At 71.4% G+C, this 24,253-nt stretch carries 21 protein-coding genes; 5 read left to right on the forward strand and 16 right to left on the reverse strand.

Annotated elements, in window-relative coordinates; translation table 11 throughout:
* Positions 1-23: 23 nt before the first annotated feature.
* The 16 genes from purB to GTY96_RS08645 all read right to left on the reverse strand — a co-directional run bounded on the left by purB (position 24) and on the right by GTY96_RS08645 (position 19,680).
* Complete coding sequence (gene purB / locus GTY96_RS08570; RefSeq protein WP_161664437.1) at positions 24-1,337, reverse strand: adenylosuccinate lyase; 1,314 nt, start codon at positions 1,335-1,337, stop codon at positions 24-26.
* Positions 1,334-2,293, reverse strand: coding sequence for an ABC transporter substrate-binding protein (locus GTY96_RS08575; protein ID WP_161664438.1), 960 nt, complete (start codon positions 2,291-2,293; stop codon positions 1,334-1,336). The genes purB and GTY96_RS08575 overlap by 4 nt, the downstream gene beginning before the upstream one ends.
* The gene (locus GTY96_RS08580) at positions 2,290-5,421 is read right to left on the reverse strand and encodes a protein kinase domain-containing protein (protein WP_161664439.1); all 3,132 of its coding nucleotides are present in this window, start codon (positions 5,419-5,421) and stop codon (positions 2,290-2,292) included. Before GTY96_RS08580 ends, GTY96_RS08575 begins: the two co-directional genes overlap by 4 nt.
* 110 nt (positions 5,422-5,531) lie before the next feature.
* On the reverse strand, positions 5,532-5,987 hold the full coding sequence (dut, locus tag GTY96_RS08585) for a dUTP diphosphatase (RefSeq protein WP_143899633.1): 456 nt from the start codon (positions 5,985-5,987) through the stop codon (positions 5,532-5,534).
* 75 nt (positions 5,988-6,062) lie between these two features.
* Positions 6,063-7,073, reverse strand: a complete 1,011-nt coding sequence (locus GTY96_RS08590; RefSeq protein WP_161664440.1) for a M23 family metallopeptidase — start codon at positions 7,071-7,073, stop codon at positions 6,063-6,065.
* Positions 7,074-7,084: 11 nt separating this feature from the next.
* Positions 7,085-7,879: a hypothetical protein gene (locus tag GTY96_RS08595; RefSeq protein ID WP_161664441.1), complete on the reverse strand. Its 795-nt coding sequence runs from the start codon at positions 7,877-7,879 to the stop codon at positions 7,085-7,087.
* 661 nt (positions 7,880-8,540) lie between these two features.
* Entirely contained in the window at positions 8,541-10,697 is a 2,157-nt protein-coding gene (gene pnp, locus GTY96_RS08600) for a polyribonucleotide nucleotidyltransferase (RefSeq protein WP_143899638.1), read from the reverse strand.
* A 405-nt stretch (positions 10,698-11,102) separates the two neighbouring features.
* The gene (gene rpsO, locus GTY96_RS08605) at positions 11,103-11,372 is read right to left on the reverse strand and encodes a 30S ribosomal protein S15 (RefSeq protein ID WP_014398807.1); all 270 of its coding nucleotides are present in this window, start codon (positions 11,370-11,372) and stop codon (positions 11,103-11,105) included.
* Between the two features lie 121 nt (positions 11,373-11,493).
* Positions 11,494-11,823 (reverse strand): hypothetical protein, encoded by a 330-nt coding sequence (locus tag GTY96_RS08610; protein WP_143899640.1) that lies wholly within the window; start codon positions 11,821-11,823, stop codon positions 11,494-11,496.
* Entirely contained in the window at positions 11,824-12,687 is an 864-nt protein-coding gene (gene truB / locus GTY96_RS08615; protein ID WP_143899642.1) for a tRNA pseudouridine(55) synthase TruB, read from the reverse strand.
* 10 nt (positions 12,688-12,697) lie between these two features.
* Positions 12,698-13,057, reverse strand: a complete 360-nt coding sequence (gene rbfA, locus GTY96_RS08620; RefSeq protein ID WP_014398810.1) for a 30S ribosome-binding factor RbfA — start codon at positions 13,055-13,057, stop codon at positions 12,698-12,700.
* The gene (locus GTY96_RS08625) at positions 13,054-13,659 is read right to left on the reverse strand and encodes a DUF503 domain-containing protein (protein ID WP_143899645.1); all 606 of its coding nucleotides are present in this window, start codon (positions 13,657-13,659) and stop codon (positions 13,054-13,056) included. Before GTY96_RS08625 ends, rbfA begins: the two co-directional genes overlap by 4 nt.
* Positions 13,660-13,781: 122 nt before the next feature.
* Positions 13,782-16,988, reverse strand: a complete 3,207-nt coding sequence (gene infB, locus GTY96_RS08630) for a translation initiation factor IF-2 (protein ID WP_161664442.1) — start codon at positions 16,986-16,988, stop codon at positions 13,782-13,784.
* Positions 16,989-17,108: 120 nt separating this feature from the next.
* Positions 17,109-17,405 (reverse strand): YlxR family protein, encoded by a 297-nt coding sequence (locus tag GTY96_RS08635; protein ID WP_143899649.1) that lies wholly within the window; start codon positions 17,403-17,405, stop codon positions 17,109-17,111.
* An 18-nt stretch (positions 17,406-17,423) separates the two neighbouring features.
* Positions 17,424-19,124: a transcription termination factor NusA gene (gene nusA / locus GTY96_RS08640; protein ID WP_143899651.1), complete on the reverse strand. Its 1,701-nt coding sequence runs from the start codon at positions 19,122-19,124 to the stop codon at positions 17,424-17,426.
* A gap of 70 nt (positions 19,125-19,194) precedes the next feature.
* On the reverse strand, positions 19,195-19,680 hold the full coding sequence (locus GTY96_RS08645; protein ID WP_143899653.1) for a ribosome maturation factor RimP: 486 nt from the start codon (positions 19,678-19,680) through the stop codon (positions 19,195-19,197).
* Positions 19,681-19,887: 207 nt separating this feature from the next.
* Between GTY96_RS08645 and GTY96_RS08650 the strand changes: the two genes are divergently transcribed.
* From GTY96_RS08650 to GTY96_RS08670, 5 genes are all read left to right on the forward strand, one after another.
* The gene (locus GTY96_RS08650; RefSeq protein WP_143899655.1) at positions 19,888-20,691 is read left to right on the forward strand and encodes a carbon-nitrogen hydrolase family protein; all 804 of its coding nucleotides are present in this window, start codon (positions 19,888-19,890) and stop codon (positions 20,689-20,691) included.
* A gap of 128 nt (positions 20,692-20,819) precedes the next feature.
* Positions 20,820-21,230, forward strand: coding sequence for a FecR domain-containing protein (locus GTY96_RS08655; protein WP_186001833.1), 411 nt, complete (start codon positions 20,820-20,822; stop codon positions 21,228-21,230).
* Complete coding sequence (locus GTY96_RS08660) at positions 21,227-22,075, forward strand: peptidoglycan-binding protein LysM (protein WP_161664443.1); 849 nt, start codon at positions 21,227-21,229, stop codon at positions 22,073-22,075. The genes GTY96_RS08655 and GTY96_RS08660 overlap by 4 nt, the downstream gene beginning before the upstream one ends.
* A 26-nt stretch (positions 22,076-22,101) precedes the next feature.
* Complete coding sequence (locus tag GTY96_RS08665) at positions 22,102-23,811, forward strand: HD domain-containing phosphohydrolase (protein WP_161664444.1); 1,710 nt, start codon at positions 22,102-22,104, stop codon at positions 23,809-23,811.
* A 100-nt stretch (positions 23,812-23,911) separates the two neighbouring features.
* Positions 23,912-24,253, forward strand: coding sequence for a DUF971 domain-containing protein (locus tag GTY96_RS08670; protein WP_143899661.1), 342 nt, complete (start codon positions 23,912-23,914; stop codon positions 24,251-24,253).

Below are 24,253 nucleotides of genomic sequence, written 5' to 3' on the forward strand. Positions count from 1 at the left end.
CCCGTCGCCCGGTGCGGGCCGCGCTAGCTGGCGCGGCCGAACACGCGCTGGAACACCGCGTCCATCTGGCGCGTGTGGTAGCCCGGGGAGAAGCAGTCGGAGATCTCCTCGGGCGTCATCATCTTGAGCAGATCCGCGTCCGCCAGCAGCGCCTGCCGGAAGTCCACGCCCTCCTCGAACATCTTCATCGCGTTGCGCTGGACGACGACGTACGCGGCCTGCCGGTCCATGCCCTTGCGCGCCAGCTCCAGCAGGAGCCGCTGCGAGTTCACCACGCCGCCCAGCAGGTCCAGGTTCTTCTTCATCTGCTCCGGGTAGACGCGCATGTTCTCGATGAGCCCGGCGAAGCGGTGGAGCATGAAGTCCAGGAGCACGGTGGCGTCCGGACCAATCACGCGCTCCACGGACGAGTGCGAGATGTCCCGCTCGTGCCACAGCGCCACGTCCTCCATCGCGCTCACCGCGTAGCCGCGCAGCAGGCGCGCCAGGCCCGTGAGGTTCTCCGACAGGATGGGGTTGCGCTTGTGCGGCATGGCGCTGCTGCCCTTCTGGCCGGGCATGAAGGGCTCCTCCGCCTCGCGCACCTCCGTGCGCTGGAGGTGGCGGATCTCCACGGCGAACTTCTCCAGGCTGGCGCCCACCAGGGCGATGGCGGTGAAGAACTCCGCGTGCCGGTCGCGCTGCACCACCTGGCTGGAGGCGGGCGCGGGCGTCAGGCCCAGCTTCTGGCAGACGTGCTCCTCCACCGACGGCGGCAGGTGCGCGAAGGTGCCCACCGCGCCGGAGATCTTCCCCACCGCGATGGTGTCGCGCGCGTGCAGGAGGCGCGTGCGGCCCCGGCGCAGCTCGTCGTACCAGATGGCCAGCTTGTGCCCGAAGGTGATGGGCTCCGCGTGGATGCCGTGGCTGCGGCCCATCTGCAGCGTGTGCTTGTGCTCGAAGGCGCGCTTCTCCACCGCGGCCATCACGCGGTCCATGCCCTTGAGGAGCAGGTCCACCGCGTCGCGCAAGGTGAGCCCCAGCGACGTGTCCAGCACGTCCGAGGACGTCATGCCCAGGTGCAGCCAGCGCGCGCTGGGCCCCACGCGCTCCTCCACGAAGGTGAGGAAGGCGATGACGTCGTGCTTGGTGGTGCGCTCGATCTCCTCGATGCGCGCGGCGTCCGCTTCGGTGAAGTCACCGGCGCGGGCGAGGCAGTCGGCCAGCGCGTCCCTGGGCGCGAGCCCCTGCGCGACCATGCCCTCCAGCGCGGCGAGCTCCACGTCGCGCCAGCGGCGGTAGCGGGCGACGTCGGACCAGAGGGAGGCCATTTCCTGACGGCTGTAACGTGGAATCACTCGTAGACCTTCACGGCAAAGTCCCGGCGCGCCGCGAACCGGAGCACTTCCAGCACGACGTCACAGGACGGACCTGACTTCTTCGCGGCGGTGAGGTTGAACGAAAGGTCCAGTCCTTCGGGCCGCGCCACCGCCAGCGCGCCGGGGTCGACCTTCTCGTGGATGATGCGGTTGGCCAGCCGCCCCGCCTGCTGACCGAGCGCCAGCGGGGCTGGCGAGAGGGCCAGCGTCGCGCCCTCCTTCACCTGGCTGGCCGTGAGCGCCACCAGCGGCACCTTGCGGGAGGCACTGAAGGCGATGAGGGCCTGGACGACGGACGCGTTGCCCACGGTCTTGTCCGCAACCATCAGCAGGCCGTCCACCTTCCCCGCCGCGCCCTCCAGCACCTCGCCCACCCGCTCCTGCGCTTCCACGGCCAGCGGCACGATGGTGAGCCCAAGGGCCGCGCCAGCGGAGCGGGCCTGCGCCACCGCCCCCGCCGAGGAGCGCGGGTCATGCAGGATGCCCACGCGCTTCGCCCCTGGCGCCACGGCCTTGAGCGCGGCCAGCTCCGGACCGAAGTCGCTGGTGAGCGCGATGCCGGTGACGTGCGGCGCCTCCAGGCCGTACTTCTCGTGGTACGGCACCATGGCGAACAGCACGGGCACGTCCTCGCCCAGCGAGCGGCGCGCGGCGTTGGCGGCCAGGGGGCCCAGGGCCAGGACCAGCGCGGGCTTCTGCGCGGCCAGCGACTTGAAGACGCGCGCCGCCTCCGTGGGGCTCTCCTCCAGCGTCAGCTCGGTGACGTCCGCGCGGGCCTCCGACGCGAAGCCAGCGAGGAAGGAAGCGTACGGCGCGAGGCTCGCGGACTTCACGGCCACGACGCGGGCACGGCCCGGACCTCGCTGTGCGGCCTGCGCGAAGGCGACGGCGGGCAGCAGGAGCGTCAGGAGCGCGAGCCGCCGGAGGTTCGTCATCGCGCCACTTGCTGGCAGCAGCGGAAGCCCACGTCCGGGGCCTTCAGCGACGGGGCGCCCCTGCGGCGCGCGGAGCACCGGGCGGCGTCGCTGGGCTTGTCGAAGGAGCCGCCCTTGATGAGCCAGTCCTCGGTGTTCAGGTAGTGGGAGGAGGTCCACTCGGCCGCGTTCCCGGACAGGTCGGCCGGGCCGTAGGCGGAGCGGCAGGCGCTGAAGGAGCCAGAGGTCGCGATCTTCCGCGCGGCCCCGTCCGCGGCGCCGGTGTTGCAGACCTTCTGGACCTGCTCATCTCCCGAGGAGAAGCGCGCGTTGCCGGGCCCCTTGCAGGCCTTCTCCCACTCCTCCTCGGAGCACAGGTGCTTGCCCAGGTCCTCGCAGGCGGTCTTCGCCTCGAGCCAGCTCGCCGCGAGGCGCGGCTTGTGGCCCTGCTGGTTGGGGAACTCGAACTCGTCCACGCAGAAGCTCTCCACCATGACGCTGTCCATGCGCATCTCGTCGCTGGAGCCAGCTGCCTGGAGGTCTTCCGGAGGGGAGCCCTTCTTGAAGCTGCCGCCGCTCACCAGGCGCATGTCGGGGGGACAGCGGTCCGTGGCCAGGATGCCACCCGCGGCGGTGGACGACCCAGGCGTGGCGGGCCCGGTGCCGTTCCTACCGGCCTGGGCCTGACGCAGGCGCAGCCAGAGATAGCCGCCGCCCGCGCCCAGGACGATGCCCATCACCGCGAGGACCACCATCCACATCATCGAGCTGGACCCCGCCGAGCGGGCCGGCTTCGCCTGCGTCGCCCGCGTCACGGGCAGCGTGTGCAGGCCGGAGGTCGCGGGCGACAGCCGGCGCGTGGCGGCGCGAGCGCCCGACACGTCAGGCGGGGGTTCCCCTTTGCGCGAGCGTCCACCCGTCGAGTTCTCGTTGGCGCCCCGAGCCGATCCCTGGGCCGCGGAGGCTCGCGAGCCGCGAGGGCCGGACGGCTCCGAGCCGCGCGGGTTCGCCGACGACGCCATGCCCGAAGCCCGCGAGTTGCGGCCGTTCCGGCCCGAGGAGCGGGACTCGGAGGGTTCGTCGTCGTCGGAGCCACGACCGCCAGAGCGGCCGTCGCTCGCCGGGTCCGCGCCGCGCCCGGAGCGAGACTCCGTGGCGGATGCATCCGCGTTGCGCCCGCCGTCACCGCGCCCACCGGCCCGTCCATCGCTGGAGGACTCGCCACCGCGACCGCTCGCGCGCCCGTCATCGCCGCGACCGCCGGACCGTCCGTCGCTCGACGCGGCGTCACCGCGACCACCGGAGCGTGCATCACTGGCCGAAGCGTCACCGCGACCATTCGAGCGAGCGTCTCCGGACGAGGCTTCGCCGCGACCGTTCGAGCGCGCGTCCCCGGCCGAAGCCTCGCCACGGCCGTTCGAGCGCGCATCTCCGGACGAGGCTTCACCACGGCCATTGGAGCGCGCGTCCCCAGACGAAGCTTCACCACGGCCGCTGGAGCGCACGTCCCCGGACGAGGCCTCGCCACGACCGTTCGAGCGCGCATCCCCGGACGAGGCTTCGCCACGGCCATTCGAGCGCGCATCCCCGGAGGACGCCTCGCCGCCACGGCCGCTGGAGGACTCGCCACGCCCTCCCGCGCGCCCTTCGCTGGACGTGGAATCCCGACCCGAGCGCGCATCCCCGGAGGACGCCTCGCCGCCACGCTCTCCGGAACGGGCCCCGCGGGGATCCGCGGGGAATGACGGCTCCTCCGCCTTCGCGAAGATGCGCATCACCGGCTCGGCAGCCTTGGCCTTCGGCTCCTCCGCCGCGCGAGAGGCCGCCCGGGGCTCCAGCTGTGTCGCCGCGTCGGGGGCCTGCCCCAGCGCGCGCGGATCCGCCTCCGCGCCCCGCCGCCCCGCCGGGCGCTCCGCCACCGCGCGCATCTCCTGCTGCGTCGCCGCATCGGACACGGAGCGCGCCTCGGGCCCCGTGATGTAGTCGAGCGCCTGCGCATTCGAGCCCAGGATGGCCGCCAGCGTCGCCGCGTCCAGCGGCTGCGTCGCGTCCGGTGGGGGCTCTTCGTCCTGCGCCGGGGTGGGCGCGGCCGGCGTCGGTGCGCTGGCGATGGGGAGCATGCCGGTGGGCACTGGAGGCAACGGCTTGTTCGCCGCCCGCGCGGCCACCGCCGCCGGCGGCAGCGCGCCCATCGTCGGCACCGCGCGCTGACGGGAAGCCGCGGCCGGGTGACGCTGCACCAATGCCGCGAACTCCGCGTGCAGCTCACCGCCCGACTTCGGACGGGCCAGCGGGTTCTGGTTGAGCGCGCGCCGGTAGAGCGATTCGAACGCGGGAGGCAGGTCCGGATGCCGCACCGTCACCTCGGGCACGCCGCCATCCTCCGGCAGCAGGCCCGTCACCATCTCCCCCATCAACACGCCCAGCGAGTACACGTCCATGCGCGTGTCCAGCTCCGCGCCATTGACGTACTCCGGGGCGATGTACGCCGCCGCCCGGTGCCCCTTCTGCGCCTGCACGAAGGGCAGGTGCGGCACCGCGAGCCCCAGCCCGCAGTCCGTCACCTTCAACAGGTCCGGCAGGACGAAGACGTTCTCCGGCTTCAGGTCCGCGTGCGGCCCGAAACGGTGCGCCCCGTCCAGCGCCGCCGCCATCTGCGCCAGCAGCGGCTCCACTTCCTTCAACGAGAACAGCTGCCCCTTCGCCGTGCGCTGCTCCATCATCCGGCGCAGCGGCAGGCCCTCCAACAGCTGCATCGTGAAGAAGGGCCGGTCCCCGTCCACCCCCTCTTCGTACACGCGCACCAGGTTCGGGTGGTTGAGCTTCTTGCCCACCCGCATGGACAGCGCGAACTGCGTGCGCTCCTCGGGCTGCTGCACCAGCCGGGGCTGGATGACCTTCAGCGCCACCTCCACGTCGATGGCCTGGTCCTGCGCCCGGAAGACGAAGCCCAGCGGCCCCGCGCCCACCACCTCCTGGATGGCGTAGCGGTCCGCGACGACGTCGCCCGGCTTGTACGGCGCCCCCTCCGCTCCCCGCTTGCGCGCAGCCCCCGCCGCCTGGCGCGCGGCCGCGTCGAACTTCTGGCCACACGTGGCGCAGGTTTCACTCGTATCGGGGACGTGGCTGCCGCAGCGGTAGCAGAGCAAAGCAGTGAAACTCCGGAACGAGGTCGCGGGGGGCGGCCTCCCGGCGGACGGCCGGGAACTCCATTCTGCCCGCTCCGGAGCCGTTGAGGAACGACGTTGCGCGCCGGGCCTCAGCGGCCCGTGGACCCGAAACCGCCGTCCCCCCGGGAAGTCACCTCCAGGACGGCCACCTCGAGCAGGGCCGCGGAGGTCACTGGCGCCACCACCAGCTGGGCCACCCGGTCCCCCCGACGCAGCGTGAAGGGCGCGTTGGACAGGTTGATGAGCAGCACCTGCACCTCCCCCCGGTAGTCCGCGTCCACCGTCCCGGGGGAGTTGAGGCACGTCACCCCGTGGCGCAGCGCCAGCCCCGAGCGGGGCCGCACCTGCCCCTCGAAGCCGGGGGGGAGCGCGAAGGCCAGCCCCGTGGGCACCGCCATCCGCTCCAGGGGTTGGAGCACCCGCTCTTCGTCGATGTCGGCCCGCAGGTCCAGGCCCGCGGCTTGCGCCGTCTCATAGCGGGGCAGCGGCAGGGGGTCCGGATGCGAGCGCACCCGGCGCACGGGGACGGTCAGCGAGGGGTCCATGCGCCTGCCGTAACACGCACCCATACCCGCCTCTACTTCCTGGCCCCGACGTCACGGGTCGTCCGGACAGCGCCTTCACAGCTCGGTCGCGCCGTCCGCCATGCGCAGGGCGGTGCGGAACCCCAACGGATCCACGGGCCGGGCGGCCAGCTCCAGTTGGTAGTGCAGGTGCGGCCCGGTGGAGCGGCCGGTGCTCCCCGACAGCGCGATGGCCTGGCCCCTCTCCACGCGCGTGCCCGCCGTCACCAGCAGCTCGGAGTTGTGGCAGTACGCCGTCGTCACGCCCCGGCCGTGGTCCAGCACCAGCACGCGGCCGTTGACGGAGTCCTCGCTCGCGCGGCGCACCACGCCCGCCGCCACCGCGCTCACCGTCGTGCCCGAGCGCACCGCCAGGTCCACCCCCGTGTGCATCCGCCGCGTGCGCAGGGTCGGGTGGACGCGGTAGCCGAACGGGCTCGTCACCGGCGCGCTCTCCGCCACCGGCCACCCGAGCATCAGCGCCGTCGACAGCGCCAGCGCCTGCGCCGCGCCCACCGAGGAGCCCTCGAAGCCCGGCGGCAACTGCTTCGCCAGCCGCTCCAGGCTGAGCGCGCCGCCCTCCGCGTCCACCCGCGCCAGCGCGAACCGCGCGGGCACCCGCCCGGCGAACACCGCCGTCAGCCGCGCCTCCTCCGACGGGAAGTCCCCGGCGAGCGCATCCAGCAGCCGCCGCGTCGCCACGGGCCCACGCGTCGGGTCCACCAGCGTCTCCGGGGCGATGCCCAGCTCGCGCGCCAGGGCCAGGGCGGGCTCGCGCGCCTTCGGGTCCAGGGCCTTCAGCGCCGAGTGCGCCCCCCACGCCAGCGCCTCCGCGCTCGTGGGCACGCGCGTGAGCATCGCGGCGGGCAGTGCGTCCGGCATGGGCACCGCCGTGCCGCTCACCCCGTCGTAGTACGCCAGCAGCGGCCGGGCCGTGGTGCGCGTGTGGAACGCCCAGGCTCCCGCGCGCCGCAGCAGCGCGCCCGCGGGCGTGTGATGGTACGCGCACCACACGCACAGCAGCGCGAAGGTGAAGTCCAGCAGTCCCCGGGCGCGTCGAGCGAACATGCGTCAGGGCCTCAGCGAAGGAAGGACAGCACCGGAGCCGCGTCCCACGCCGCCGCGAAGCCCAGGGGCGCCACCAGCAGGCAACCCACGAGGCCTCGCGTCCACGCCCGCCGGGGGCCCACCGCCTCGCAGGCCGCGTCCGCGTGCTGGAGGTTTCGCAGCACCGCGCGCCAGCCCAGCGACACGCTCACGCCGCACAGCGCCGCCACCGCCAGCCCCCGGGCGGACAGGTCCGCGGCGGTGTCGCCGAACAACGGCCGCCACGACAGGTACACCGTGCCCTGGACCAGCCGCGCCACCGTGCACGCGCCCGCCACCACCACGCCCGCCGTGGCCAGGGGCCGCACCCACCGCATCGGCGTGGGACGGCGAAGACAGCGCCGCAGCAGCGCCTTCCACGAGGAAGCCTCCGAGGACACCTCCAGCCGCCGCCAGGCCTCCACCGGCCGGGGCGCCGCCACCTCGCGATAGCCGAGCGCCGGCAGCGCCAGGAGCAGGTCCGCCGCCAGCTCCCACACCAGGGCCAGGGCCCGCGCCAGCCGGGTGCGCGTCTCCAGGGACACCCAGTCCACCAGGAACGCCGTCGAGGACGACTGTCCGACCCACGCGTCGAACGCCGAGTCCAGCCGGTCCACCCCCGTGAGCAGCCGGTCATCCAGCGTGTCCGCCGCCGCGTGTACGCCCACCGCCACCAGCGCCAGCAGGCCCAGCGGCATGAACGCCCAGCGGAACGCGCCCAGGAAGCGGGACACATCCGTGAGGAAGCTGCTCGAGGGCTCCGGGGAGCTGGATGGCAGGGACGGCATGGAGACGCCTCCGGAGCGGTCCCCCATCAACGAGGCAGGCCCCGCTGGGGATTTAAACCGCCAGGGCCGGAGCACGAAATCCCAGGCGGCCCGGAGCGCGCCCGGCAGATCCCCGGGCCCGCGACACCCGCCCCGGGCTCGACACGCGGACGAGAGGCGCCCGGCCTCCGCCCCTCGCCCCCGGCTCGACACGCGAACGGGAGGCGCCCGGCCTCCGCCCCCCCCGCCCCTGGCTCGACACGCGGACGGGAAGCGCCCGGCCTCCGCCCCTCGCCCCCGGGCTCGACACGCGGACGGGAGGCGCCCGGCCTCCGCCCCTCGCCCCCGGGCTCAACACGCGAACGGGAGGAGCCCCATATCCGCCCCCTGGGCTCGACACACGGACGGGACGAGCCCGGCATTCGCTCCCCTCGGCTCGACACACGGATGGGACGAGCCCGGCATCCGCCCCCGCCCGCAGCTCGACACGCGGACGGGAGGAGCCCCATATCCGCCCCCCGGCTCGACACGCGGACGGGAGGAACCCGGCATCCATCCGGCGCCTGGTCCGCGGCCCCACCCACGACAACGCCCCGCCCCTTCGCGCCCGGAGGCGGGAGGAGACGGGGCGTCGGGAAGCGGCCTTCCTCGCGGGAGGAAGGCCTCTACCGGAAGGCCAGACTCAGGCCTTCGCGTCCGGCGTCGGGGCCGCGGGGGCGGCGGCCGGAGGGGGCGTGCCCTGCGCGGTGGCGCGCTCGGCCATGGCCTCCTTGCGAGACAGGCGGATCTTGCCCGTCTTGTCGATGCTGACGACCTTCACCAGCACCTCGTCACCCTCGCTCAGCACGTCCGACACGCTCTTCACGCGCTTGTCGGACAGCTCGGAGATGTGGATGAGGCCGTCGGTGCCCGGGAACAGCTCCACGAAGGCGCCGAACTCGGCGATCTTCCGCACCGTGCCCGTGTAGATCTTCCCGATCTCCGCCTCGCGCGTGAGCGCCTGGATCATCGCGATGGCCGCCTTCACCGCCTCGCCGTTCGCGCTGGCGATGTCCACGCGGCCGGTGTCCTCGATGTTAATCGCGGCACCCGTGCGGGCGATGATGTCCTTGATCACCTTGCCGCCCGGCCCGATGACGTTCTTGATGAACTCCGGACGGATCTGGATGGTGGTGATGCGCGGCGCGAACTGGCTGATCTCCTTGCGGGGAGCGTTCAGCGTCTTCGCCATCTCCGCCAGGATGTGGATGCGGCCCTGACGCGCCTGCTCCAGCGCGCGGCTCATGATCTCCGTGGTGAGGCCGGTGATCTTGATGTCCATCTGGATGGACGTGATGCCGTTGGACGTGCCGCAGACCTTGAAGTCCATGTCGCCCAGGTGGTCCTCATCCCCCAGGATGTCGGACAGGATGGCGATCTTCTCACCCTCCTTCACCAGGCCCATGGCGATGCCCGCCACCGGCGCCTTGATGGGGACGCCCGCGTCCATCAGCGCCAGCGTGCCACCGCACACGGAGGCCATGGACGAGGAGCCGTTGGACTCCAGGATCTCCGACACCAGGCGCACCGTGTAGGGGAACGAGTCGCTGGCCGGAATCATGTTGCGCAGCGCGCGCTCCGCCAGGGCGCCGTGACCGACCTCGCGACGGCCGGGGCCGCGCAGGGGCTTGGTCTCGTTCACGCTGAAGGGCGGGAAGTTGTAGTGCAGCATGAAGCGCTTGAAGGCCTGGCCGCTCAAGAGCTCCAGCCGCTGCTCGTCCTCGCTGGTGCCCAGCGTGGCGACCACGAGCGCCTGCGTCTCGCCGCGGGTGAACACCGCGCTGCCGTGCGTGCGGGGCAGCACGCCGACCTCGTTGGTGATGGAGCGCACCACGTCGTGGCCGCGGTCACCGATACGGCCACCGTTCACGGTGAGCTCACGCATGTGGTCGTACTTCAGGTCCTCGATGACCTGCTTGGCGTGCTTCTCCACCTGCGGGGTGAACTCCGCGCCCATCTTCTCCTTGAGCGCGGCCACCGCCGCCTTCTTCGCCTTGGAGAGCGCGTCGTAGCGGGCCGCCTTCTCCTTGATGGCGTAGCCGGCCTTCACGCCGTCCATCGCCAGGGCGCGGACCTGCGCGCGCAGGCCCTCGTCGATGGTGGCCAGCTTGTCGTAGGAGCGGACCTGCTTCTTCAGCTCGGCGCGCAGCTGGTCCTGGATGTCCAGGGCGGGCTGGGCCTGCTGACGGCCGAACTCCAGCGCCGCCACCATGTCCGCCTCGCTGACCTCTTCCGCGCCACCCTCCACCATCACGATGGCCTCGCGGCTCACCGCCATGACGAGGTCCAGGTCGCTCTGCTCGCGCTGCTTCGCGGTGGGGTTGGCCACCAGCTGGCCGCCCACGCGGCCCACGCGGATGCCCGCGATGGGGCCGTTGAACGGGATGTCCGACACCCACAGCGCCGCGGAGGCGCCGGTGATGCCGTGGATGTCACCCTCGTTCTCCGGGTCCGCGGAGATGACGGACGCGATGACCTGCGTCTCGTAGGCGTAGCCTTCCGGGAACAGCGGGCGGCAGGAGCGGTCCACCAGACGGGAGGCCAGCGTCTCCTTCTCCGTCAGACGGCCCTCGCGCTTGAAGTAGCTGCCCGGGATGCGGCCCGCCGAGTACAGCTTCTCCTGGTACTCCACCGTGAGGGGCAGGAAGTCGACGTCCTTCTTCTCCCGCGCGCTCACCGCCGTGATGAGCAGCATGGTGTCGCCGTAGCGGACCACCACCGCGCCGTCAGCCTGCTTGGCCAGGCGGCCCGTCTCGATGCTCAGCTCGTTCTCACCAATCTTGACGCTCTTCTTCAACATGTCGTGTGGCCTCTGTGCCTGCTTCGCGTGCGAAGACCCGCGCCAGCCACGGCCGGCCCACGTGCATGGGGCCGGGCCGCCTGGAAGGGGCCTTCTGGGAATGAGCGGTCGCCAGGGCCTTGAAGCAGGCACATGCCAGACGAACGCTGCCTGTACTGCGGAAACGGGCTCCGTTGCGGAGCGCCGGAGGGATGGACCAGACCTCTTGATCCCTGATCACACCCGCCCACCTGGAACCTCAGGTCGGCCGGTCTGAACGGAAACCAAAAGAGCCTGCCTCCACCACGCCCTCGCCCACTCCTTCGCCCACGTCCGCGCTTCTGTTTGAACCGGTGCTGCGAAACCGTGCTGCCTAAACGCGCGGGGCGCTGGTGTTGTGCCAGCGCCCCGGGTGCTCTCCAGTGCCTACTTGCGGATGCCGAGGCCCTCGATGAGCTTCTTGTAACGGGCCACGTCCTTGGACTTGAGGTAGTCCAGCATGCGGCGGCGCTGACCGACCAGCTTCAGCAGACCGCGGCGGGAGTGGTGGTCCTTCTTGTGGGTCTTGAAGTGCTCGGTGAGCATGTTGATGCGCTCGGACAGCAGCGCCACCTGCACCTCGGGCGAGCCGGTGTCGGACTCGTGGGTGCGGAACTTCGTGACCAGCTCGCTCTTGCGCTCCTGATGCAACGACATGGCTTCTTCCTGAATCCCGCTCCGGGGTGACCGCTCGTGCCGCCTGGGTCCGCGGAGGGGTACAGACCAGGCCATGTCCTTCTAACGAGCGGGCCGCTTATAAGCTTCACCCCCGGGGGGGTCAACCTTCGCCGCCTGTCCGTCCGCCCCTCGGGGGTCGGGACAGTGCGAAGACGTACAACCGGCAGCCGCTGGGCATTCCGCCGGCCCCCGGGGAGAGCTCCCGGGCGGTCGCCTCGTCCATGGCCACGTGCAGGTACAGGCTGCCCGGCTCGCCGCTGTCGCCCGCCAGGAGCTGCCGCGTGCGCGGGTAGAGCCGCAGCAGGGCCTCCACCACGTCGCCGATGCCCGCCGCCGCCGGCACGCCCAGCGACAGCTCGCGCCGCCCGTCGAAGGCGCCGCGCAGGCTGGGGGCCACGCTCACCGCGATGTCATGGGTCCGGGTGGCCACTCAGACGAACACCCGCAGGTAGCGCAGCCGCCCGCCCACCACCTCCGCCATGGCGAGCAGGGCGTCCTCCGGGCCCAGCACACGCACCCGGCCCGGCACGGGCGCGACCTCCACGGGGACGCCGTGCGTCACCCGCCGCGCGTCCTCCGCGCCCACCCGCACCGCGGGCAGGTCCGTCAGCGCGTCCGCCAGGGACACCAGCCGCCCGGCCACGTCCTCGCGCGAAAGGGACGCCAGGTCCCCCAGGGGCAGCGAGCGCGCCAGGGTGAAGGGGCCGCTCATCGTGCGCCGCAGCGCCTCCAGGTGCGCCCCGCAGCCCAGCGCGCGGCCCAGGTCGAACGCGAGCGTGCGCACATAGAAGCCCTTCGAGCAGCGCACCGACAGCGTCAGCCGGTCCGCGGAGAAGTCGCGCAGCACCAGCTCGTGCACCGTGACGGTGCGGCTGGCCCGCTCCACTTCCTCGCCCGCCCGGGCCAGCTCGTACAGGCGCTTCCCGGCCACCTTCACCGCCGAGTACATGGGCGGCACCTGTTCGAAGGTGCCCCGGAAGCGGCCGAGCACCGACTCCAGCAGCGGCGCCGTCAGCGGGGGCACCGGGGCCTCCGCCGTCGGCTTGCCCTGGGCGTCCTGGGTGTCCGTCTCCACGCCCAGCCGCACCACGGCGTCGTAGGCCTTGTCACCTTCCGTGATGTAACCCGCGACCTTGGTGGCCTCTCCCAGGCACACCGGCAGCACACCGGTGGCCATCGGGTCGAGCGTGCCCGTGTGGCCCGCCTTCTTCACCTTCAGCAGGCCGCGCACCTGGCGCACCACGTCGAAGGAGGTGGGGCCCAGGGGCTTGTCGATGACGAGGACGCCGTCCATGACGCGGGTTCTACCAACCTTCCTTGCCGCGCACCTCGCGCAGGAGCCGGTCGATCTTATCGCCCTCGCCCACGGACGCGTCGAAGGCGAAGAAGATTTCGGGCGACACGCGCAGGTTCACCGCGGACGTCACCTCGCGGCGGACGAAGCCCTTGGCCGCGTCCAGGCCCTTCTGGGTGTCCGCCTTCTCCTGGTCCGTGCCCAACATCGAATAGAAGACCTTCGCCACCCGCAGGTCCGGCGACACCTTCACGCCGGTGATGGTGATGAAGCCGATGCGCGGGTCGCGCAATTCCCCCCGCGTCAGCAGGGCGCCAATCGCCGCCTGGATTTCCTGCCCCACGCGCTCGGGTCGTGCATGCGTCGTCATTTCTTCTCCCAGTCTCGCGGGTTGCGCAGCGCCCGGGCCTTGGCCCGAGCGTCGTCCAGCGACAGATTTCCACCCTCAACCAGGGGCCGGGAAGTCCCCGTCCCGGGACCCGCCCCCTCGTGCCGCTGTTCCCAGGAGCCCAGCCCCTCCGCCTCCGCCAGCGAACGGTCGCTGCGCAGGAAGCGGGCGATGGCGGCCTCCGAGTGCGCGTGCGCGTCCTCGGGTGACAGGCCGGCCTCCGCGTCCAGTTCGTCCTCCGGCACCTTCGCCGGGGCACGGAACGCGCCCGTGACGGGCTCGGAGTAGAGCTTCTCCCCGAAGGCGAGGATCTCCGTCTCCCGGGCCATCAGCGGCGCGACGTACATCTCTTCGATGAAGTGGATGATCTTCTCCAGCTGCTCATCCACATGGCGGCGCTCGTTGCCCACCACCGCCAGCGCGACGGACGCCTTCTGCCAGAGGTCCTGGTCGTCCACTTCCGCGACGGCCACGTTGAAACGGGCCTTCACCCGGTCCGTCACCCGGCGGAGCACCTGACGCTTGGACTTCAGCGAGGCGCTCTCCGGAATCTGGAGGGTGAGGCGTGCGACACCCACGAACATAGAGGTCCCCCAGGCCGACGGCGGCGCGCCGCATCATCCGCGCCGAGCCCCCGCCGACACGTCGTCCTTCCCCCGGAGAAGGTGGGGCCTTCCCCGGGGTCCGTCGAGTGCGCCTCCTGGACTCAGGAGAGGCTCTGGCGGGTCTCCTCGATCTCGTAGGCCTCGATGATGTCGCCGGCCTTGAGGTCGTTGAAGTTCTCGATGCCGATACCGCACTCGAAGCCCTGCGCGACCTCCTTCACGTCGTCCTTGAAGCGGCGGAGCGACGCCATTTTGCCGGAGAAGAGCTGCTTGTTCTCGCGCATCAGGCGCACGAACGAGCCGCGCTTCATCACGCCGTCCAGGACGGCCGCGCCAGCGATGGTGCCCAGCTTGGGCACGTTGAAGGTGTTGCGCACTTCCGCACGGCCCAGCTTGCGCTCGGTGCGGATGGGCTCCAGGAGGCCCTCCATCTCCGTGCGAACCCCGTCGATGAGCTCGTAGATGATGGAGTAGCTCTGCAGCGACACTTCCTGCGCCTTGGCCGCGGCCTCCGCGCCCGACTCCGGCTTCACGTTGAAGCCCAGCACGACGCCCTTGGAAGCGGCGGCGCGCATGACGTCGGTCTCCGTGATGGCGCCCACGCCCGCGTCGATGATGACCACCCGCACCTTGTGCGTGGTGAGCTTCTCGACCGCCTGGCGCACCGCCTCCGCGGAGCCCTGCACGTCCGCCTTGATGACGACGCGCAGCTCCTTGGGACCGCCGCCCGCCTTCGTCTTGGCGAAGAGCTGCTCCAGGGACTCGCGGCTGACCTTGCTGAGCTCCGCCTGCCGCTCCTTCATGCCGCGGTGGTCGGCGATCTGCTTGGCCGCCTTCTCGTCGGACACCACGTTGATGGCGTCACCCGCGGTGGGCACGCCGGACAGACCGACGACCTCCGCGCAGTAGCCCGGCTTCACTTCCTTCACCTGCTCGCCGCGGCTGTTGTTCATGGCGCGGACGCGGCCGTAGTGCGTGCCGGTGACGATGGCGTCGCCCAGCTTGAGCGTGCCCTCCTGCACCAGCACCGTGGCCACGGGACCGCGGCCACGCTCCAGCTTCGCTTCCACGATGGCGCCCACCGACGGACGGGTGGGGTTCGCCGTCAGCTCCAGGACTTCGGCCTGCAGCGCCAGGTTCTCCAGGAGGAGATCCAGGTTCATCTTCGTCTTCGCGGAGACGGGCACCATGATGGTGTCGCCGCCCCACTCTTCCGGCACCAGCTCCTGGCTCGCGAGGTCCTTCTTCACGCGGTCGGGGTTGGCGCCCGGGACGTCCATCTTGTTGATGGCGACGACGATGGGCACTTCCGCCTGCTTGGCGTGCTTGATGGCCTCCACGGTCTGGGGCATCACGCCGTCGTCCGCGGCCACCACCAGCACCACGATGTCCGTCACGTTGGCGCCACGGGCGCGCATGGACGTGAAGGCCTCGTGGCCCGGGGTGTCCAGGAACGTGACGTCGCCGCGCGCGGTGGACACGCTGTACGCGCCGATGTGCTGGGTGATGCCGCCCGCCTCGCCCGAGGCCACGCTGGCCTGGCGGATGGCGTCGAGCAGGCTCGTCTTGCCGTGGTCGACGTGGCCCATGATGGTGACCACCGGCGGACGGGGACGCTCGTCCTCGGCCCGGGCGGTGACCTCCGGCAGGTAGTCCTCCACCTCGAAGCCGACGCGCTCGACCTTCCAGTGGTAGTCGGTGGCGATGAGCTCCGCGGTGTCGGCGTCCAGGATCTGGTTCGCCGTGGCCATCTTCTGCATGCCCATCAGCTTCTTGATGAGCTCCGCGGTGCGCACACCCATGCGCTGACCCAGGTCGGAGACGCTGATGCCCTCCTGGAGCTTGATGACCTTCTTGTCCTCGGCCATCTGGGTGATCTGCGTCTTGGCGCCCTTCTTCGTGGGCTTGCGCTTCTTGCCGCGGATGGGGATCTGGATGCGGCCCCAGACCATGTCCGACAGCTCCTGCTTCGAAACGCTGGTCGTCTCAGGACCCGTGCGCTTGCGCTGGCCACGCTCCTTGTTCTTGGAGACGTCCACGAGCTCGCGGCCGCGGCCCAGGTGATCCGGGACGACCTTGTACTCGCGCTTCTCCGTGCCGAGCGCCGTGCGGCCCGGGGCCATGGGGTACTGCTTGGCCTGGGTCGTGGTGGGCGTGACGCGGCGGACCTGGATGAGCGGGCGCGAGATGACCACGGCCTGGGTGGCCGTGGGGCGCGCCTGGGCGCCCGGCGTGGGCGCGACCTGGGCGTGCGGGACGCCGCCCACCATGATGGTGGGGCCGTTCGGCTGCACCGGGGCGCCGCCGCCGGCCGCCTGGGGCGGCGAGGACGGACGCACCGGCCCGGTCTGGCCCGGACGCGCCTGCATGGGCGCTCCCGGACGGTTCTGCACCGGCGGACCGCCCGGACGCCCTTGCATGGGCGCGCCAGGACGGCTGCCGGGACCACCGGGCCCACCCGGACGGCTGCCGGGACCACCGGGTCCGCCCGGGCGACTGCCCGGAGGCCCACCAGGGCGCCCACCCGTGGAACCCGGACGCTGCACGTAACCGGGACCTCGGGAGATGACCGTCGCGGACGTCGACGTGGAGGAAGGCGTCCGTGCGGTGGGCGGGACCGGCGAGCGCGGAGGGGGGTTGGGCAAGCGGGGACTCTCCTGCGAAGGACTGCGCGGTGTCGCCGTGGCCGGGGTCGGCTCGGCGGCCCGGGGCGTCTCCACCACGGCCGCGGGAGGCGGGGTGGACGGCGGCGTCACGGGCGGGGTGGCGGTTGCGGCAACAGGCGGGGTGGCCGGGGCCTCGGGCGCGGACGGCGCCTCCGGGGCAGCGGCGATGGAGGCGACGGTGGTCTCGGGGGGCGCGGCCGTCACGGCCGGGGCCTCCGGAGCATGGGCCACGGGGGCCTGCTCCACCGGGGTGGGCGCGGCCTCCACGGCGGCGGGCGCCGACGGCTGCTCCGGCTCCACGAAGCCCTGCGGCTCGTGCGTGGGCTCCGAGGCGTCGTAGGACGACTCGTTCGACTGCGCGTAGGCGTCCGGGTTGTCCGGGGCGGACATGCCCGCCGGAGGACCGACCTTGCGGCGCACCACGAAGCCCTTGGCGGCGACGGGCGGGGCGGCCTGCTTCGGCTTGCGCTTGTCCAGGATCTTCTGGACCGCGGCCGTGGCCTGGTCATCGTCCAGGGAGGACGAGTGGCTCTTGACGTCGTAACCCAGCCCAGCGAGCTCGGTCACGACCTCCTTGTTGTCGAGCTCAATCCCGTGGCTCTTGAGCTCCTTGGCGATTTCGTGAACGCGCTTCTTCGACATACCTTGATTGGCCTTCTGCTCCGCCGACGACGAGGCCGAGCACCCTAGTCCAAAGCCGAAATTGTGTGCGAGTGGTGCTTAACAGCCACCTCCCCCCGCAACCTCTCCACCCTCCCGCCCTCACTCCCAAGCCTGCCCGAGCTGGGACGGGTCGACCTGCCCCGCCTTGCCCCGGAAGGCCCTGCCCAGCGCCTTACGCTTGAGCGCTGCCGTCAGACAACCGGCACCGCACAGGTACGCCCCCCGCCCCGGCAGCCTCCGCCGCCTGTCCGCCACCACGCTGCCCTGGGGACCTACCACGAACCGGGTGAGTTCCGCCTGTGCCTTGCGCGAACCGCACCCGACGCAGGTCCTGACCGGACCTGACGTCGTGATTTCAGTGGGATGTGTCCCAGGCCGTTTCGTTGCGCGGCGCATCTCCCCGTTCCTCGGTGCCTACGGTGCCTTGGCCGCTTCCGCGCCCTCCGTGGCGCCGGCCGACGCCAGCGCCCCCCGCTCCGCGTTCAGTTCGGCGCGGAGCTTCGCCTCCTCCACCAGGTAGTTCTCCGCCGCGCTCTTCAGCTGGCGGGCCTTCTTGATACCCACCCCTGGCACGTCGCCCAGGCGGGTGAGGTCCTTCTCGTTCGCGATGTCCTCCACCGTGCGGTAGCCGGCGAGGATGAGCTGCTCGATGGTCTTCTCCCCGACGCCGCGCACGCGCGCCATGCGCTCCGGCTGGGACAGCTCGTCCGGGTGGCGGCGGGCCTCGGCCAGCCGGGCCTGCTCGCGCTCGTAGTCCATGCGCGACAGCTCCTGCTGGTCCTCCACCATGCGCTTCTTGGCCTCCTCCTGCATGGAGGCGATGCGGGTGGGGTCGATGCCGGGGATCTGCGCCAGCACCTCCGCGTTCGCGTCCGCCACGTCGCGCGCCTGACGGAAGCCGTGCGCGTAGAGCGTCTCCACCAGCATCTCGTTGACGCCGGGCAGCGCGCCCAGCGAGCGGCTGGCGAACTCGCGCATCTCCCGCACGCGGCTCTCGCTGTTGATGTCCAGCTTCCAGCCGGTCAGCTGCGCGGCCAGGCGCACGTTCTGCCCGCGGCGGCCAATGGCCAGGGAGAGCTGGTCGTCCGGGACGATGAGCTCCATGGCGTGGTTCGCCTCGTCGATGATGACGCGGCTGACCTCCGCGGGGGCCAGGGCCGAGCACACGAAGCGGGCCGGGTCCTCGTCGTAGGGCACGATGTCGATCTTCTCACCGCGCAGCTCCTGCACCACCGCCTGCACGCGGCTGCCCTTCATGCCCACGCACGCGCCCACCGGATCCACGTCCGAGTCGCGGCTGGACACGGCGATCTTCGCGCGGCCACCGGGCTCTCGCGCCGCCGCCTCGATGACGACGATGCCTTCGGCGATCTCCGGCACCTCCATCTCGAACAGCTTGGTGAGCAGGTTCACGGACGCGCGCGACAGGACGATCTGCGGGCCCTTGGACTCGCGCAGCACGTCCAGCACGTACGCCTGGACGCGGTCGCCCGGGCGGTAGGTCTCGCGCGGGACCTGCTCGCGGACGGGCAGGACGGCCTCGGCGCGGCCCAGGTCCACCACGATGTTGCCGCGCTCGAACCGGCGGGCGATGCCGGTGACGATCTCGTTCTTGCGGTCGCGGTACTCGTTGAAGACGTTCTCGCGCTCGGCGTCGCGGGTGCGCTGGAGGATGACCTGCTTGGCCGTCTGGGCCGCGATGCGGCCGAAGCCGCGGCGGAAGGTCTTCAGCCGGAGGATGTCGCCGTACTGGTCGTCCTGGGCCTTGGCCTCCGCGGCGTCCTCGTCACGGTAGAAGATCTGGAAGACGAGCTCGTCACCGGGCTCCACTTCCATGCCCTTCTTGTGGGCTTCGTCCATCGTGATCTGGTTCACGGCCTGGACGGGGTCGGTGATCTCCGCGACCACGGTGATGGCCTGGAAGAGCTCCACCACGCCCTTCTCCGGGTCGTACTTGGCCTCCAGGTTGCGATCCTGGCCAAAGTGCTTCTTGGCCGCGGTGTTCATCGCGTCCTCGAGGGTCGAGATGAGCACGGCCCGTTCAATGCCCTTGTCCTTGGCGACCTGATCCAGGACGAGGTTGAGGTTGACGGCCGGGTTGGCGGGCGTGGGCATGGCTTTCTCTTCTCCGAAAATGGGTCCACGGGCGGCCCTGGCGCGAACAGGGTCCCCTGTATGTCGACGTCTAGAACTCGAACTCCAGATGGGCCTTGGCGATGTCCTTGAAGGGGATGACGAAGACGCCGCCCCCCTCCACGTCCACGGAGATGGCGTCGGCCGCCACTTCGGTGAGCGTGCCGCTGAAGTTCTTCCGCGGAGGCTCGCCCAGCGGGCCGAAGGTCTTCACCTTGACCTTCTGCCCCTTCACCCGTTCGAAGTGCGCCGGCTTCCTCAACGGCCGGTTCACTCCGGGGCTGGACACCTCCAGGTTGTACTCCTGGGGGATGAAGTCCTCCACGTCGAGCACCGGATCCACGGCGCGCGACACCTGGGAGCACTCGTCCAGACCCACCCGGCCGCCTGGCTTGTCGATGAACAGCCGCAACACCCAGCCCTCGCGCTCGCGGACGTACTCCAGGTCCACCAGCTCCAGGCCTTCGTTCGCCACGATGGGATCCAGCAGCGCCGCCGCCTTCTCCTCCACCGTCATTTTGATGTTCTTCGACTCCATAACCGGGAAGCAGGTCTCCAAAAACACGAAAAGCGGGCACGGCGGCCCACTTTTCGATGTGATGCGTCGAAAAATGTCGGGGCGTCCGTAACACACGCCCCCTCGGGGTGTAAAGGAAGGACACACCCCGAGGCGCCAGCTCAACGCCCCCCCGGACTGAAGGATTCCCAGGGGTTCGCGCGACGCGGGTGGCGCTATAACGCCCCCATGCACCTCATCGCCGCCGCCCAGATGGTGTCCACCGCCGACAAGGCCCACAACCTGGAGGTGGCCACCCGCCTCGTGCGCCAGGCCGCCTCCCTGGGAGCCCGCCTGGTGGGTCTGCCGGAGAACTTCTCCTGGATGGGCCCGGAGCCCGAGCGCCCCTCCGCCGCAGAAGGCCTGGACGGCCCCACGCTCAGCCGGATGGCGCAGCTGGCCCGGGAGACGAAGACGACCGTGCTGTCCGGCTCCATCCTGGAGACCGGGGCGCCGGGCGACCGGCTCTACAACACCAGCGTCCTCTTCGGCCCGGACGGCGCGCGGCTGGCCGTGTACCGGAAGATGCACCTGTTCGACGTGGATGTGGGAGATGGTGCCACCTATCAGGAGTCCGCGGCGGTGGCGCCGGGGACGGAGGTGGTGGCGGCGGACACGGAGGTGGGGCGGCTGGGGCTGAGCGTCTGCTACGACCTGCGCTTCCCGGAGCTGTACCGGCGGCTGTCGAAGGACGGGGCGACGCTGCTGGCGGTGCCGGCCGCGTTCACGATGATGACCGGCAAGGACCACTGGGAGGTGCTGCTGCGCGCCCGGGCCATCGAGAACCAGGCGTATGTGCTGGCGCCGGCCCAGGGCGGGCGGCACTCGGCGCAGCGGCTGACGTACGGGCACGCGATGGTGGTGGACCCCTGGGGGCTGGTGACGGCGCGCGCCTCCGAGGGCGAGGGGCTGGCCGTGGCGCCGGTGGACCCCGAGCTCCTGGCGCGCATCCGGCGGAATTTGCCGTGCCTGACGCACCGGCGGCTGGACTAGGCGAGCGCCCGGGCACGGGATGAGGGGCGTGGCCCTTCTGGCGTTGCTTTGCGGTTAGACTCGGCCGCAGGAAGACCCCTCTGGTGAATGGACGACGCTGGACTCCCCTGCTCTTCGCGGTCGCGCTCATGGCCCTTCACCCCGGCTGCACCCCGGACGAGAAGCCCCATGGGCCCGCGGAGGCCCCCCTGCCTCCCCCTGTCCCCCGCGCGCACCTGCGGGAGCTGACGGGGGACGTGCAGATCAAACGCGCGGTGGCCGACGAATGGAGCGCGGCCCGCGACGACCTGCCCCTGTACGAGAACGACAAGGTCCGCACCGAGTCCGGGGCCAGCGCCCAGGTGGTGTTCGCGAACGGCAGCACGGTGCACCTGGGGGGTGATTCCCTGGTGGGCATCGCGGAAAGCAAGCTGCGAACGGATGTCACCGTCCTCCGGGGAAGGGTGGACGCCACGCTGGAGAAGCCCGCCACCCAGTCGCTGTCCGTCACCACCCCATCCGCCACGGTTCGGGCGGGCAGGAAGATTGAATTCCAATGAAGGCCGCCCTGTGGCTCAGCGCGTGGATGGGACTGTCCGCGGTGCCGACCGCCCCGACGGCGGTGGGACGCGAGGCCGCGGAGGCCCGCCCGTCCTCCGGGGGAACGGTGGCCCCGCCCCGCAAGGGCTCCGGGACGGAGCCGCAGACGGCGCTCAAGGCGCTGGAGATGTCGCGCGCGGCGGTGAAGGCCGCGCCGGAGGATGCGCGCCGTCGTGAGGCCGAGGCCCGGCTGAAGGAGGCGGAGACGCACTTCCAGCAGGCGCAGTACGCGGACGCGCTGCACAAGGCGGATGAAGCCTGGGCGCTGCTCAACCCGCCCCAGCCGTCCAACTTCACGGTGGAGGTGGACCACGACGGCGGCACCACCACCGTCACCCACCGCCAGGGCCCCCCCGTCACCGTGGAGGCCCAGCACGCGACCCGCGTCCTGGCCAAGGGGGAGTCCGTGCGGGTGCAGCAGGGCACCGTGCTGCCGGAGCCGCCCGCCGCGCCGCAGCCGGCGCAGCCCGCGGACAAGTCCCGCTTCACCCTGAAGCCGACGGCGAGCGGGCTGCTGGGCCCGGTGACGCTGGCGTGGGCGGCGGTGGCGGGCGCCACGAGCTACGAAGTGGAGGTCATCTTCGATGAGGCGGGGGACGGAGTCCCGGCCCGGGCGCCGGTGCGCTCGGTGCTGGCCGCGCGGCAGTGGGTCCTGCCCGCGTTGCCGCCGGGCCGTTATCGCTGGACGGTGACGGCCCTGAGCCCGGAGCAGGGACGGTCCCTGCCCTCCCCGACACGGCGCTTCGAGCTGGCCGCGGAATCGCTCGAACTCAACGTCAAGGTGAAGGACGGCTGGCAGAAGTAGCCACCGCCCGCGAGGAGCCACCGCCCGTGCGACTTTTCAAAGCCATCCTGATGTTGATGCTGGTGGTGAGCATCATCCCCACGCTGATGGTGGGCTGGTTGTCGGTGTCCCATACGCGCGAGCTGCTCATCCGCGACGCGCAGGAGCTGGCCCAGGAGCGCGTGAAGCAGCTGCGGCTCAAGGCGGAGAGCTTCCTGGAGGACCCCACGGAGATGGTGGTGGGGCTGTCCAGCGTGCCGGGCGGCTTCTTCAGCCTGCCGCGCGACACGCAGCGGCTGCACATCTCCGCGGTGCTCAACCAGCGCCCGGAGGTGTTGGCGCTCACCGTGTTCGACGAGGCGCAGCAGCGGCTGCCGGGCCTGCAGGCCTTCGCGGTGCACGACATGGCGCCCAGCGCGGTGGCCGAACACGAGGAGCGCGCGCGGGCCCTGCTGCGCGAGGGGCTCACGGGGGTGCGCTACTCGGACGTGGTGGCGTCCCAGGGCGGCGTGCCGGTGGTGACGCTCGCGTTTCCGGTGGGCGACCCGGTGCAGGGCTACATCGCGGCGGACCTGACGCTCGCGGGCCTGCGGCAGATGCTGGCGCAGGAGCGCGTGGGCAGCACGGGGTTCGCGTACCTGGCGGACCGGCACGGCCGGCTCATCACCGGCGGCGGGGACCTGGGCGCGGTGGGCGAGGACGTGTCGAAGCGGCTTCCGCTGGCGCACCTGCTCAAGCAGCGCGAGGGCTCGCCGGACACGGAGCTGTTCCACGTGGGCAACTTCGGCGAGGGCCGCGACGCGGTGGTGTCCGCGTACTCGGTGCTGCCGGAAGCAGGCTGGGCCATCGTGTCCGAGCAGCCGGTGGAGCACGCCTACCGGCAAGTAGAGACGATGGAGCGGCGCATCCTGCTGGGCCTGGGCGGCGCCATCCTGGTGGCGCTGGTGCTGGCGTCCATCTTCTCCCGCAACCTCACGCAGCCGCTGAAGACCTTCATCGCGACGTCGCTGGAGCTGGCGCGCGGCAAGTTCGGCGTGGAGGTGAACCTGAAGCAGAAGAACGAGCTGGGGGAGCTGGCCCAGACGTTCAACTACATGAGCAAGCAGCTGCTCGCGTACGACATGGAGACGCGCGGCCTCTACGAGAGCCTGGAGAAGGGCTACCTGGAGACCATCGTCGCGCTGGCGAACTCCATCGACTCCAAGGACGCGTACACGCGCGGCCATAGCCAGCGGGTGGGCGACGTGGCGGTGGAGATTGGCAAGGAGCTGAAGCTCACCGAGCGCGAGCTGCGGCAGCTGCAATACGGCGGCATCCTCCACGACATCGGGAAGATTGGCATCGTGGAGAGCATCCTCTGCAAGCAGTCCCGGTTGACCGACCAGGAGATGGCCACGATGCGCGAGCACCCGGCCATTGGCGACGCCATCATCGGGCCGGTGACGTTCCTGGGACCGGTGCGCGCGTGCGTGCGCCACCACCACGAGCGCTGGGACGGCACCGGCTACCCGGACAAGCTCAAGGGGGACGCCATCCCGCTGCTCGCCCGCATCGTGGCGTGCGCGGACACGTTCGATGCGTGCACCTCCACGCGCCCCTACCAGAAGGCCATGCCGCTGGAGAAGGCGATGGAGATATTGGACAACCTGAGCGGCGCGCAGTTGGACCCTCGCGTGGTGCAGGCCCTGCGCGCGGTGCTCGCCCAGCGGGGCGTGCGGCTGGAAGGCCACCGGCAGCCCGTCAAGCTGGCCTCCTGAAGCGCGGCGCCCCTGGCCCCGCGCTCGCGGCGGGTCCCCCACTCCACCGGAAGGATGGTAGGGAGGGGCCTCCTGCCCCTAGCCTCTGGATGGTGGACCGGTGAGCAATTTCTGGGATCGCATCAAGCCCGCGCCCAAGCCCGTCAGCGCGACGGACGCGAAGCTGTCCGCGGACGGTGAGTCGCTGACGCTGACGTGGGATGACGGCGCGACGACGACCGCCACCGCGCAGGTGCTGCGGCAGCAGTGCCCGTGCGCCGCGTGCGTGGACGAATGGACCGCGAAGCGCACGCTGGACCCCTCGCAGGTGCCCGCGAACCTGCGCGTGTTGCAGATGCAACCGGTGGGCAACTACGCGCTCGCGTTCGTCTTCAGCGACCAACACAACACGGGCATCTACCCGTGGAAGCACCTGCGCGAAATCACCCAGTCGCAAGGGTGA

The sequence above is a fragment of the Corallococcus silvisoli genome (genome assembly GCF_009909145.1).
GTDB classification, from domain to species: Bacteria; Myxococcota; Myxococcia; order Myxococcales; family Myxococcaceae; genus Corallococcus; species Corallococcus silvisoli.